At 72.4% G+C, this 12,897-nt stretch carries 10 protein-coding genes; 2 read left to right on the plus strand and 8 right to left on the minus strand.

The genetic code is table 11. The features are described from left to right. Positions 1–41: 41 nt before the first annotated feature. Positions 42–908 carry an HAD hydrolase family protein gene (locus JEK78_RS11045; protein WP_242483347.1) on the minus strand — a complete coding sequence of 289 codons (867 nt, stop codon included), beginning with the start codon at positions 906–908 and terminating at the stop codon, positions 42–44. 269 nt (positions 909–1,177) lie between these two features. On the opposite strand from JEK78_RS11045, the gene JEK78_RS11050 reads away from it, so the two are divergent. After that, a complete protein-coding gene (locus tag JEK78_RS11050; RefSeq protein WP_200263907.1) occupies positions 1,178–2,071 on the plus strand; it encodes an LLM class flavin-dependent oxidoreductase in 894 nt (297 codons plus the stop codon). A gap of 470 nt (positions 2,072–2,541) precedes the next feature. After that, positions 2,542–4,545: a hypothetical protein gene (locus JEK78_RS11055; protein WP_200263908.1), complete on the plus strand. Its 2,004-nt coding sequence runs from the start codon at positions 2,542–2,544 to the stop codon at positions 4,543–4,545. 210 nt (positions 4,546–4,755) lie between these two features. Here JEK78_RS11055 and JEK78_RS11060 read toward each other — a convergent pair whose 3' ends face one another. From JEK78_RS11060 to JEK78_RS11090, 7 genes are all read right to left on the minus strand, one after another. After that, on the minus strand, positions 4,756–5,574 hold the full coding sequence (locus tag JEK78_RS11060) for an HAD family hydrolase (protein ID WP_200263909.1): 819 nt from the start codon (positions 5,572–5,574) through the stop codon (positions 4,756–4,758). Next, positions 5,571–6,848 (minus strand): serine--tRNA ligase, encoded by a 1,278-nt coding sequence (gene serS / locus JEK78_RS11065; RefSeq protein WP_200263910.1) that lies wholly within the window; start codon positions 6,846–6,848, stop codon positions 5,571–5,573. Before serS ends, JEK78_RS11060 begins: the two co-directional genes overlap by 4 nt. A gap of 519 nt (positions 6,849–7,367) precedes the next feature. Beyond that, on the minus strand, positions 7,368–8,300 hold the full coding sequence (gene pheA, locus JEK78_RS11070) for a prephenate dehydratase (protein WP_200263911.1): 933 nt from the start codon (positions 8,298–8,300) through the stop codon (positions 7,368–7,370). A 77-nt stretch (positions 8,301–8,377) separates the two neighbouring features. Continuing rightward, the gene (gene efeB, locus JEK78_RS11075; protein WP_200263912.1) at positions 8,378–9,679 is read right to left on the minus strand and encodes an iron uptake transporter deferrochelatase/peroxidase subunit; all 1,302 of its coding nucleotides are present in this window, start codon (positions 9,677–9,679) and stop codon (positions 8,378–8,380) included. 5 nt (positions 9,680–9,684) lie between these two features. Next, positions 9,685–11,634 carry a copper resistance protein CopC gene (locus tag JEK78_RS11080; protein WP_200263913.1) on the minus strand — a complete coding sequence of 650 codons (1,950 nt, stop codon included), beginning with the start codon at positions 11,632–11,634 and terminating at the stop codon, positions 9,685–9,687. Positions 11,635–11,664: 30 nt separating this feature from the next. Next, positions 11,665–12,207, minus strand: a complete 543-nt coding sequence (locus JEK78_RS11085; RefSeq protein ID WP_242483393.1) for a copper chaperone PCu(A)C — start codon at positions 12,205–12,207, stop codon at positions 11,665–11,667. 38 nt (positions 12,208–12,245) lie between these two features. Next, positions 12,246–12,896, minus strand: coding sequence for an SCO family protein (locus JEK78_RS11090; protein WP_200258031.1), 651 nt, complete (start codon positions 12,894–12,896; stop codon positions 12,246–12,248). Between the last annotated feature and the right edge of the window lies 1 nt (position 12,897).

Raw genomic sequence — 12,897 nt, forward strand, 5'->3', positions numbered from 1 at the left:
CTCGCCTCGCCCGTCGCCCGAGGCCGAGCGCGGTTCCACGCCTACGGCCGCAGCAGCCTCTCGATCACGATCGCGACACCGTCGTCGTTGTTGGCGTACGTCCGGCCCGAGGCCGCCGCCACGACGTCCGGGTGGGCGTTGCCCATCGCGTACGACCGGCCCGCCCAACTGAGCATCTCGACGTCGTTCGGCATGTCCCCGAAGGCGACGACGGCCTCGTGTGAGATGCCCCGCTCCGCACAACACAGGGCGAGGGTACTGGCCTTGGAGACGCCCGGCCCGCTGATCTCGACCAGGGCGTTGGGGCTGGAGCGGGTCACACCGGCACGGCCGCCGATGGCGGCCCTGGCCACGCGGAGGAAGGTGTCGGGGTCCAGTCGGGGGTGGAAGGCGAGGATCTTCAGCACCGGTTCCCTCGGGGCGGGCCCGTTCCGCCCGAGCAGCTCCTCCGCGGGGGCCAGGACATCGGGGATCTCCAGGTGCAGTCGCGGATAGTCCGGTTCCTGGTTGAAGCCGTAGGTCTGCTCCACCGCGTAGACCGTCCCGGGTGCCGCGTCGCGCAGGCGGCGCACGGCCTCCAGCGCGTTGTCCCGGGCCAGTTCGCGCACCGTGACGAAGCGGTGTGAACCGGCCTCACCGTGCAGGTCGACCACGGCGGCCCCGTTGCCGCAGATGGCGAGGCCGTGGCCGTGGACGTGCTCGCTCACCGTGTCCATCCACCGGGCCGGGCGACCGGTGACGAAGAAGACCTCGACGCCCGCCTCTTCGGCGGCGGCCAAGGCGGCCACCGTGCGTGGCGACACCGTCTTGTCGTCGCGCAACAGGGTGCCGTCCAGATCGGTGGCGATCAGGCGGGGGCGGACGGTGTCCGCCCGTCCGCTGGGGAGTCGACGGGTCGCTGAGGTCACGCGCTCATTGTTCCCCACGTGCTCGCACGCTTGTGCGCCCCACCGCGCACGCGTGCTGTGCGCGTCCGCCCCATGGCCGGTTCCCGACCCCCGCGGCGGAGGCGCCGGGCCTCGCTCTCCGCCGCCCGCCGGGGTGCCCTCCGCCCGCGCGCCCCAGGACGAACGAGGGGAGGGACGAGAAGGGCGTGATCCCGCGCCGCGAGCGGGCCGTACCGCTCGCCTGTGCGGGAGGCGGAAGGGGGAGGAGAGGCCCGCGTATCGTCGGGGTCATGCGTTTGAGCACGGTGATCCTCCCCATCCACCGGTGGAGCGAGGGACAGAAGATCTGGCGGCGGGCGGAAGACCTCGGGTTCCACGCCGCGTACACCTACGACCACCTGTCGTGGCGGTCGTTCCGGGACGGACCCTGGTTCGGGGCGCTCCCCACGCTCACGGCCGCGGCGTCGGTCACGGAGGACATCCGCCTCGGCACTCTCGTCACCTCGCCGAACTTCAGGCACCCGGTGACGCTCGCCAAGGAACTGATCTCGCTGGACGACATCTCCGGCGGACGCCTCACCCTCGGTATCGGTGCCGGGGGCAACGGCTTCGACGCGACGGCGCTGGGCCAGGACGCGTGGACGCCCAGGGAGCGGGCGGACCGGTTCGCGGAGTTCGTTCCGTTGCTCGACCGCCTGCTCACCGAGGGCGCGGTCTCGCAGCGGGGCGACTTCTACGCCGCGGAGGAGGCCCGGAACCTGCCCGGCTGTGTGCAGCGGCCCCGGCTGCCGTTCGCGGTCGCGGCGACCGGCCCCCGTGGTCTGAGGCTGGCCGCCCGCCACGGACAGGGGTGGGTGACGACGGGCGACCCGAAGTTGTCCGAGACGGGCACCCCGGAGGAGTCGGCGGACGCCTTGCGCGGCCAGATCGAGAAGCTCGGAAAGGCCTGTGCCGACGCCGGCCGCGACGCTGCGGAGCTCGACAAGATCCTGCTCCACGGCTTCACCCCCGAGCGGAACGGGCCGCTGCGGTCCGTCGACGCCTTCGTCGACTTCGCCGGTCGCCACCGAGAGATCGGATTCACCGAGATCGTGGTCCACTGGCCGATCCCCGACTCCGTCTTCGCCGCCGACCAGGCGGTCTTCGAGCGGATCGCCACCGACGCTCCGCGACAACTCGGCTGACCATCGCGTGGCCGCCCCTCCGCGAGGGCGGTACCGCCGCCGGCACCGGAAGGGGCGGTCGTCGGCGGACGTCGTGCGCGCCCCGAGGTCGTGGCGTCGGTCGCCGACGGGGGCCGGCCCTCGGCCCCGTGGCGATGCCTCGGGGCGACGGCGGCCGGACGCGGACGCGTCCTGCTCGCGCGGATGTCCGGACGTCTCGGGCCTCCGGTCGCCCGGACGTGGCGCGGGACCGGGCCCGGGCTGCCGCGTCGGCGTGGCGAACAGGGTCGACGGTGCGGCGTCCGAACGTCGGGTTCCGGCGTCCGTCCGGTCGCTTTCGGTCGCTTGAACGGGTGGCGATGGCGGCGCACGGCGGCGAGCGACCCGCCCACGGCTCCGCGGATGTCACGGTGAGGCGGTCGCCGCGCAGCCGCGGCCCGTGTGCGCGAGGCACTCGGCGACATCCGACCTCACAGAAGAACGGAGCTCCCGTGCGCCGTCGCCGAGCCGCTCTGCTCACCGCCGTCCTCGCCTCTCTGGTGACCGGCGCCGCCTATCCACGTGGCTCCGACGGCCCGCCGCCCTCCGCGACGACGTCGGACCAGCGTGGTGTGGTGCGCGGCGCCGCGGGCCCGATCAGCGGAGCCCGGGTGACGCTGTGGCGCGCCGGGGACGACTCCCGCTCCGGAGCGAGGGAGTTGGCGCGCACCCGCAGCGACTCCCGCGGCCGGTTCAGGATCGACCACCGGGTCTTGAAGGACCCCGACGACGCCGTGTTGTACCTCACCGCGGACGCCTCGCAGGCCGGACGGCGTGCGGCGGGGCGCACCCGGCCCGTCCGGTTGGTCGCCGTGCTGAGTGGTGGGCGCCACCGGCCGCGGGTGGTGCTCAACGAGCGCACCACCGTCGCGGCGGGCTACGCCTTGGCCCAGTTCACCCGGGGAGGAGAGGTGGCGGGCCGTGACCCGGGGTTGCGGAACGCCGCTGCCGTCGCCCACAACCTTGCCGACGTCCGTGACGGAGGGGTGGCCCGCACGCTCGCCGACGCTCCGAACGGCGACGAGACGTCCACGCTGCGGGCCTTCAACACGTTGGCGGACATCCTCTCCGCCTGCACGGCGGGGGGTCGATGCGCGCGCCTTCTCGAACTGGCCGCCAGGCCCGGATCCCCCGTGCCCCGGGAGACCTTCCAGGCTGTCGCGGACATCGCCGCGCTGCCCGGAAACAACGTCGCCGAACTCTACGCGCTGGCCGACGGGAGGAGGACGTACCGCCCCCGCCTGGGCCGGGCGCCCGACGCCTGGACGCTCGCGTTGCGCTACGTGGGCAACGGGCACGAGCTGGACGGGCCGGGCAACGTCGCGTTCGACGCGCGGGGCACCGCGTGGATCGGCAACAACTACGTGTTCGACGACGACCCGCGGAACTCGGTCTGTGGGTCGCGTGTCCTGTCCCGGCTGACCCCGACGGGCCGGGCGGTTCCGGGAGCCCCCTACCGGGGCGGTGGGCTGTACGGGGTCGGGTTCGGGACGGCCATCGATCCCCGGGGCCGGGTCTGGGCGACCAATTTCGGCTTCCAGGGGGCCGGTTGTCCGATCGATGCCGAGCGCTTCTACCGCAGCGTCTCGGAGTTCGGCCCCGGTGGTCGACCGCTCTCCCCGCCCCTGGGTTGGCGGCAGGGGAAGATCGTCCAGCCGCAGGGTGTCCTGTCGGACCCGGACGGCAACGTGTGGATCGCCAACTGTGGTGGCAGGAGCGTCACGCGGATCCCCCAGGGGAACGCGCGCCGGGCACGGAACATCGCGCCCGGCGGCGATCGGCTGGTCAAGCCGTTCGGCGTGGCGGTGGACCCGCGCGGACGCGCCTGGGTGAGCGGCAACGGGAGCGACAGCGTCATGGTGCTGTCCGCGCGGGGCAAGCCGCTGCGTTCGGTCACGGGGGGTGGGATCAAGCGGCCCATGGGCGTCGCCTCGGACAGTCGGGGCAACGTCTGGGTGGCCAACAGCGGCGCCGTGGTGGCGCCCTGCGAGGGGACCACGCCCGCCATGGTCGCGGAGGCCGTCGTCGACATCGAGACGCGGCACGTGGACGCCTCCGTGACCATGGTGCGTCCCGACGGCTCCACCCCCGCTCGGCCGTTCGTCAACGACGGCCTCTTCCTCCCCTGGGGCGTGGCCGTCGACGGTGAGGACACCGTCTGGGTGGCGAACTTCGGCGGGCACCGGCTGGCCAACCTCTGCGGGGTTCGCGAGTCCGCCTGTCCGCCGGGGCTCCGAACCGGGGATCCGATCTCTCCGTCGGACACCGGATACACCAGTGACGGCCTGGAGCGCAACACCGCGGTACAGATCGACCCCTCCGGCAACGTCTGGCTCGCCAACAACTGGCGTGACGTCCCGGTACAGACCAACCCGGGGGGCCACGAGATGGTCGTGTTCGTGGGGCTCGCGGCTCCGGTCCGCACACCACTCCTCGGTCCGCCGCGGCCCCTGTGACCCGCCGGTCTCGGTGACCTGGCCCCGGGGCCCCGCCGAGCTCCGGGTGCGTTCCGCGGCGGAGCGGCGCCGCCCCTCGGGGCGGCCACGCGCGCGCTGACGGACCGGCCGGTCCGACCCGACGGGCCGAGTCGGATCGACGGGCCGGCCGCGCGGGCGTCCCGCGCGGCGGGGGTCGGAGGGCGGACCGGGCCAGGGTGGGGCCGGCGTTCAGCCCGACAGTCGCTCGAGGACCAGTGCCACGCCGTCCTCGTCGTTGGACGTCGTCACCTCGTCCGCGACCGAGCGCAGTTCGGCGTGCGCGTTGGCCATGGCCACCCCGCGCGCGGCCCAGGCGAGCATCGGCACGTCGTTGGGCATGTCGCCGAAGGCCAGGGCGTCCGCGGCGCGCAGACCGAGCCTGCGGGCCGTCAGCGACAGCCCGGTGGCCTTGGACAGGCCCAGCGGCAGGAGCTCGACGATGCCCGCTCCCGACAGCGTCACGGCGACCAGGTCACCGGCGGTCCGGCGAGCCGCCTCGGCCAGTGCCTCGTCCGACAGGGTCGGATGCTGTATGTAGATCTTGTTCAGTGGGGCCGACCACAGCTCGGAGGCGTCCGTGAGCGGGGTGGCGGGGAGTCCTCCCACGACCTCGTACCCGGGCCCGACCAGGACCTCGCCGTCCAGTCCGTCGCGACCCGCCGCGAGGCACAGCGGGCCGGTCTCCGCCTCGATCTTGGCGAGCGCCACGCCGGCGAGCGAGCGGTCCAGGGTGACCGAGGTCAACAGCCTCCGCTCCCCCGCGTGGTACACCTGTGCTCCCTGACCGCACACGGCCAGCCCCCGGTAGCCGAGATCGTCGAGGACGTGCCTGGTCCACGGGACCTGTCGGCCGGTCACCACGACATGGGAGGCTCCTGCCCGGGTCGCCGCGTCCAGCGCGGCGCGCGTGCGCGGGGACACCGTGCCGTCTCCGCGCAGCAGCGTTCCGTCCAGGTCGGTCGCGATCAGCCGGTAGGGGAACCGCGCTCCCGGGTCGGTGTCCGTCACCGGGACACCGGCTCCAGGGCCTCCCGACCGCCCAGGTAGGGGCGCAGCACCTCCGGCACGCGTACGGAACCGTCCTCACGCTGGTGGTTCTCCAGGAGCGCCACGATCGTGCGGGGCACGGCGCAGAGCGTGCCGTTGAGGGTGGCCAGTGGACGCGCCTTCTTGTCCTCGCGCATCCGGATGGCCAGGCGGCGGGACTGGAACTCGGTGCAGTCCGAGGTGGAGGTCAGCTCGCGGTACTTGCCCTGCGTCGGGATCCACGCCTCGCAGTCGAACTTCCGCGAGGCGGAGGCTCCCAGGTCACCGGTGGCGACGTCGATCACCCGGAAGGGCAGCTCCAGCGAGTCCAGCCACTGCTTCTCCCACTCCAGCAACCGCCGGTGCTCGGCCGCCGAGTCCTCCGGGGCGACGTACGAGAACATCTCGACCTTGTCGAACTGGTGGACCCGGAAGATGCCCCGGGTGTCCTTGCCGTGGGACCCGGCCTCGCGTCGGAAGCACGGCGAGAAGCCGGCGTAGCGCAGCGGCAGGCGCTCCTTCTCGATGATCTCGTCCATGTGGTACGCGGCGAGAGCCACCTCGGAGGTGCCGACCAGGTAGAGGTCGTCCTTGTCGAAGTGGTAGACGTCCTGAGCGGCCTGCCCGAGGAATCCGGTGCCGGCCATCGACTGGGGGCGGACCAGGGCGGGGGTGAGCATGGGGGTGAAGCCTGCCGCGGTCGCCTGGGCCAGGGCGGCGTTGACCAGCGCCAGCTCCAGCAGGGCGCCCACTCCGGTCAGGAAGTAGAAGCGGGAGCCGGAGACCTTGGCACCGCGTTCCACGTCGATGGCGCCGAGGGACTGGCCCAGTTCGAGATGGTCGCGGGGTGTGAACCCCTCGGCGGCGAAGTCCCGCGGCGTTCCGTGGGTCTCCAGGGTGACGAAGTCGTCCTCGCCGCCCACGGGAACGTCCGGATGGACGAGGTTGCCGAGGCGCAGCAGCAGTTCCTGGGTCTCCGCGTCGGCGGCGTCCCGTGCGGCGTCCGCCGCCTTGACCTCGGCTGCCAGCGCGCTGGCCCGACCGAGGAGTTCGGCCTTCTCCTCCCCGGCCGCCTTTCCGATGAGTTTGCCCAGGCTCTTCTGCTCCACCCGGAGCTCGTCGAAGCGGACGCCGGACGACCTGCGCCGCTCGTCGGCGGAGAGGAGGGCGTCGACGATGGTGACGTCCTCGCCGCGGGCGCGCTGGGAGGCGCGCACTCGGTCGGGGTCCTCGCGGAGCAGTCGAAGGTCAATCACGTGCCCCAGGCTACCGGTGCGCGCGGTCGGATCTCGACCCCGTTCCGCCGACCCGGTGGGGGGCGAGCGGACCCGCGTCCACGAGGTCGGGCGCGCTCTGGTCGCCGGTGATCCCCTCGTGCGCCGGGGTGGTCGGCGTGACCGGAATTCCGCGTGCCGTGAGGCATTCCCCGGGCCGGACCTCCCCGGCCGAAGGTGACGTCGGGATAAAGTTATCCACAGCCTGTGTGGGAATCCGCGCACAATGGAATTGATCATTCCGGATGGCGGCGGAGTGGGCGATCTCCGTCGCCCGAACGCGGGAATGCCCGCATTCGGGCGTAAACGGACGTACGTTGATGTGGTGCGAGGGTGCACGGATGGTGGAATCGCGCGTGAATCCGAGATCACGAGCGTTGTTCCGCAGGTGAGCGACGGTCCGAGCGGCCGGCTCGTGTCGACTTGTCCCCAGGAGGCGAGGGCTCCCTGTGGATAACTTCCGCGAGTGAGGGCCCCAGGTGCGCGAGCCGGCCGGTCGGCTCAGAATCGCCCGTCCTGGCACCTCGCCACCCAGTCGGCCGCCGCCGCGAAAGCGGCGTCGGACGTGCCCGGTGAGGGTTCCGGAGCGTCGATCGGTCGGAGGTCGGCACGCGGATAGGAGCCCAGGAACCGAACCTCGCGGCAGATCCGCTTCAGGCCCGTCAGCGCGTCGGCCACCCGGCGGTCGTGGACGTGTCCCTCGGCGTCGACGCAGAAGCAGTAGTTTCCGATGCCCGCGCCCGTGGGCCGGGACTGGAGAAGCATCAGGTTCACACCTCGCGTGGCGAACTCGCCCAGCAGATCGCGCAGCCCCCCCGGGTGGTCGTCGCGTTGCCACAGCACGATGGACGTCTTGTCGGAGCCCGTCGGTGCCGCGGGGCGGGCGGGTCGGCCCACCAGGACGAAGCGCGTCTGCGCGTTCTCGGCGTCGTGAATCCCCGTCTCCAGCGCCCGCAGGCCGTACCGGGCCGCCGCGAACTCGCCGGCGAAGGCGGCGTCGTACCGGCCCTCCTGCACCAGGCGAGCGCCGTCGGCGTTGGAGGCGGCGGACTCCCAGGCGGCGTCCGGCAGGTTGGCCCTGAGCCAGTTGCGGACCTGGGGCTGCGCCGCCGGGTGGGCGGTGACCGTCTTGATGTCCGAGAGCCGTGTACCCGGCCGGACGAGCAGGGCGAAGGTGATCGACAGCAGTACCTCGCGGTAGATCATCAGTGGTCGGCCCGCCACGAGTTCGTCGAGGGTGGCCGTGATACCGCCCTCCACCGAGTTCTCGATCGGCACGAACGCCGCCTCGGCCTCCCCGTCCCGCACGGCGTCCAAGGCCGAGCGCACCGAGATGTGAGGGACCAGCTCCCTGGTGGCGGCCTCTCGGAGAGCGCGCAAGGCGACCTCCGTGAAGGTGCCTTCGGGGCCGAGGTACGCGTAACTGGCTGGCATGACCTCACCCTAGTGCCGCGCCGGGCGACGTTCACCTCGCCGCCGCCGGGCCGCTCCGTGCCGCGAGCCCTCGGCGGTCACCCCTCCAACAGCGCCTGTCCGACGTACTCCCCCGGCGACGCCCCGCCCGGCACCGCGAACAGCGCGCCGGCCTCGTGGCGGATGTACTCCGACAACGCGTCCCCCCGGTCCAGCTTGCGCTGGACGGGGACGAACCCACGCAGTGGGTCCGCCTGCCAGCAGACGAACAGCAGTCCGGCGTCGGGGAGGCCGTCGGCGTCGTAGCCGTCGTGGTACGAGAAGGCGCGGCGGAGCATGGCGGCGCCGTCGTTCTGATCCGGACGCGTGATGCGGGCATGGGCGTTGACGGGCACGACCAGGTAGCCCGCCTCGTCGGTCTTCTCCAGGTCCATCTCGGTCGTCTCGTCGCCCCCGGTCAACGGAGCCCCGTCGGCCTTGCGTCGTCCGATCACGTCCTCTTGGGCGGAGAGCGACAGTTTCTCCCAGTCGTCGAGGAGCATGCGGATACGACGGACGACGGCGTAGGAACCGTTGGCCATCCACGCCGCGTCCTGTCCGCCGGAGGCGGGCACGAAGACGCGTTCGTCGAAGTCCGTCTCCTCGGGGCGAGGGTTGCGCGTGCCGTCGATCTGACCCATCAGATTGCGCGCGGTCATCGGACGGGCGGTGGCGCCCGGCGACCGGTTGAACCCGTTCATCTGCCATCGGAGGCGGGCCGCTTCGCCCGCGTCCCGCTGGATGGCGCGGAGCGCGTGGAAGGCCACCAGGGCGTCGTCGGAACCGATCTGGACCCAGAGGTGGCCGTCGCTCCGGCCCTTGTCGAGGCGGTCCGAGGAGAATTCGGGCAGCGGAACGAGCGCGGACGGCCTTCGTTCCTCCAGGCCGGTCCGAGTGAAGAAGTCGTGACCGAAGCCGAATGTGACGGTGAGAGAGGACGGTCCGGCGTCCCTCGCGACTCCGGTGTCGTCCGATCCGGCCGTGTCGCCCGACATCAACAGCCTGGCCGTTTCCGACCATCGCCGCAGCAATGCCGCCGCCTCGGTGCGGCCGGCGCCCGCCACCAGGTCGAACGCGACAAGGTGGCCACACGCCTGAGCCGGTTCGATGATGCCGGGCTGATGTTTCCCGTGAAACATCGCCCGCCTCGCCCCGAGCGAGGAGAGTGGCTCGACGTCCGACGACGCGAGCGCCTGGCCGGTGGCCGCTCCGGCGGCGGCGAACGCGAGGCCGGTGGCCCCGGCGGTGCCGAACAGTCGGCGTCGCGAGATGCCCGGTGGGTCCGGCGGCGACGAATCCCCGGTGGCGGGGCCGGGGGGCTCGGCGGCGGCGCGAGCCCGAGGGAAAGACTGGTCAGCCATGTCGGTCAGCCGATCTGCGCGTTCTTGGAGACGGTCACCTGGTCGATGTCGGAGGTGCGCACGGTCACGGCGACCCGCCAGTCGCCCGCCGCGGGAATCCGGACGGCACTCGCCGACCAGTGGCCGGTGGAGACGTGATCGGGAACCACCGGCAGCGGGCCCAGGTCCTCGGCGGCCAGGGTGAGGGCGATCCTGACCTCGGGCAGGTCGAGGGGGCGCCCCCCGGTCGTGGTGGCGTAGACGTGGACGTCGTTGGCGCCGACCCGAGCGGGGTCGAGGTCGACCCGGACGACCCCTTGGCCGTTCTCCCCTCCGGTGTCGAAGGGAATGTCCAGCGTGAGCGCGCCGGTGGAGTCGTCGACGGGGGCGGCGGCGGTTCCTCCCACCGTGCGCGCGGGCTCGGTCTGGGTGAGGGCTGCCGTGACGGCCAGCAGGGTGACGGCTATGCCCGCCTCGGCGAGGACCGAGCGCCGCAGCCCGCGCCGGATCGGGTCGGCGTCGCGTGACCGCTTCCGTTGAGCCGCCGCGATGGCGGCCTGCTGCCGGGCGAGTTGAGCGGTGCGGGCGGGGTCGCCCGACGGGGCGGAGGCGGGTGGATCGATCGTCGTCGACGGGGACGATCGCGCGCCGGGTGCTGGTGCCTTCGCCTCTGCGGTGCCTTCCGGGGTCGAGGCTCTCGCCCCTTGCGGCGTCCGGGAATCCGCGCCGAGCCCGGGGGCGGCCGGGCGGGAGAGCCGAGTCGTCCAACGGCGGGAGAGGAAGGCGAACCCGACGAGGAGGGCGACCAAAGCGATCTTTACCGCGAGGAGTTGCCCGTATCGGGTGTCGACCCACGCCGACCAGGAACCGAGTTGGCGCCATGACTGGTAGGCACCGGTCATCACGAGGGCGACGAGACTTGCGAAGGCCACTCGCGAGAAGCGACGTACCGCGATGACCTCCCCGGGCCCTCCGGGGCCTTGACGCAGCGTGGCGAGCAGCGCGGCGAGTCCGCCGAGCCAAGCCGCCGCGGCGAGCAGGTGGAGGACGTCGACGGGCATCGCGATGCCCGGCTGAAGTCCGGTCGAGGCGTGCTCCGACAGGGCCCAACTCGACGCGAGCCCCACCGCGACGACCGCGCCGCCCGCCAGGAGGACGAACGGCGGACGTTCCGCCCCGGCCTCCTCTCTCGAACCGTGGGGTGCGAACAGCACGGAGACCAACAGGGCCGCCGCGGCAAGCAGCACGAGACGGGACACGAGGGCCGTACCGGTCCTGGTCTCCAGGACCTGGCCCATCAATCCCAGGTCGAAGATGTCGGCGACGGCCCCGGAACGGGTGTAGGAGCCTCGCAGGAGGAGCAGGGCGAGGGTCGCGCCGGTCAGCGCCAGCCACCCCGCCCCGACGAGCCTTTGCGCGGCGCGGGCCCGTGTGCCTCCCGGCAGGCAGACGAGGACGAAGGCGGTTCCGCCGACGAGCACCAGGAAGCCGGCGTACGAGACGTACCGGCCCACGCCGTACAGCGCCCCGACCACGCCGCCCCCGGCGGTCTCGTCGGAGACGGAGACCGAGGTCGCCGAGGGAGCGCCGACGGAGAAGACGAAGGCCCCCGTGACGGGGTGTCCGTCGGCGGACACGACCTGGTAGGCCACCGTGTAGGTGCCGTCCGGCAAGCCGGCGTGCAGCCGCACCGTGTGGTCACGACCGTCGTCACCCGTGGCGGCGCCGTCGTCGACGCGTTCGCCCCGCGGATCCAGGACGCGCAACGAGTCCGCGTCCGAGACGGTCGCGACCGACTCGGAGAAGGTCAGGGTCACCTGATCCGGCGCCTTGTCGATCACCGACCCCTGTCGCGGGTCGCTGCCGGTCAACGCGGCGTGCGCGACGGCCGGGCCCGCGGCGCCGAGGAGTGCGCAGGCCGCAGCCAGAAACAGCAGCGTCAGGGTTCGCGCCCAGGGGCCGGTGCGCTGCGTCAAGGTGATCCCTCCCGAGGTGTGCGGGGCCGTTCAGTGTGCGGAGTGCTCGGATTCCACCGGTTCGCCCGTGTGGTCACCGGTCTCCTGGCCCGGCATGTCCTGGGAGTTCGAGCTCTCCGACGGTTCCGCGGAGCCCGAGCCGTGCCCGGTGGGTCGGTAGGTCGCCGCCTTCACGGGGAGTCGGACGGTGACCGGGTCGCCGTGCGCGAAGCGCAGCTCCAGGGTGACGGTCTGTCCTTCCTCCGGCCGCCGCTCCAGGGACTCGAACATCAGGTGGTCGCCGCCGCTCTCCAGCGCCAGTTCGCCATGGGCCGGGATCTCCAGGGATTCGACCTCCCGCATCGCCCCGTCCACGGTCTCGTGCACGGTCACCTCGCCGAGGTCACTGGTGACGGAGGTCAGTTCGTCGGCGACGTCGCCCGAGTTGGTGATGGTCAGGAACCCGGCGGCCATCGAGGCGGAGACGGGTTGTGGCATGTAGGCGCCGCTCACGCTCAGTGCGGTGGCCGAGTCGTCCGATCCGGCGTCCGATCCGTCCGAGCCGCAGCCGGTCAGCAGCAGGGCACCGCACAGGAGTGAGGCGGGCACGGTGGCTCGGTGAAGACGTGACTTCACGGGGTCTCTCCCTCGATGAGTCGGGGCAGGTCCTGGGTGTAGTCGTCGACCCCGGCGTCCTCCCCGTAGATCACGTAGCCGGCGTCGGTCTTCGGGGAGAACGCGATCACCTGTGTGCCGTGTTGGGAGACCACCTCGCCGCTGCTGTCCTTGGTCGGTGGGTCGATCGAGATGCCCAGGGTGCGGGCGCCCGCCTGGATGGTGGGGAAATCGCCGGTCAGGCCGATGAACTCCGGGTCGATGCCCGGGAGCCACTCCCCGAGGGCTTCGGGGGTGTCACGCTCGGGGTCGGTGGAGACGAAGACGACCCGCAGCTTCTCCCGCTCGGCCTCGGGAAGCTTCGACTTGGCCACCGCGATGTTGCTGAGGGTGAGCGGGCAGACGTCCGGGCAGTGGGTGTAGCCGAAGTAGATCAGTGTCGGCTTGCCGGCGGTTTCCTCACGCAGGTCGTACGGGTCGCCGGAGGTGTCGGTCAGCACCAGGTCGGGCTTCTCGAACGGTTTGTCCAGGACGGTCGCCGCCTGCTGGGAGGTGTCCTCGGACACCACGGTGACCGGAGCGTCGCCGGAGCCGCCGCCGCAGGCGGTCAGGGTCAGGGAGGCGGCGGTGAGGAGCGCGGCCACCGCGAGTGTCTTCTTCTTGCGCATC

The organism is Streptomyces sp. HSG2 (genome assembly GCF_016598575.1).
In the GTDB taxonomy this organism is placed as follows: Bacteria; Actinomycetota; Actinomycetes; order Streptomycetales; family Streptomycetaceae; genus Streptomyces.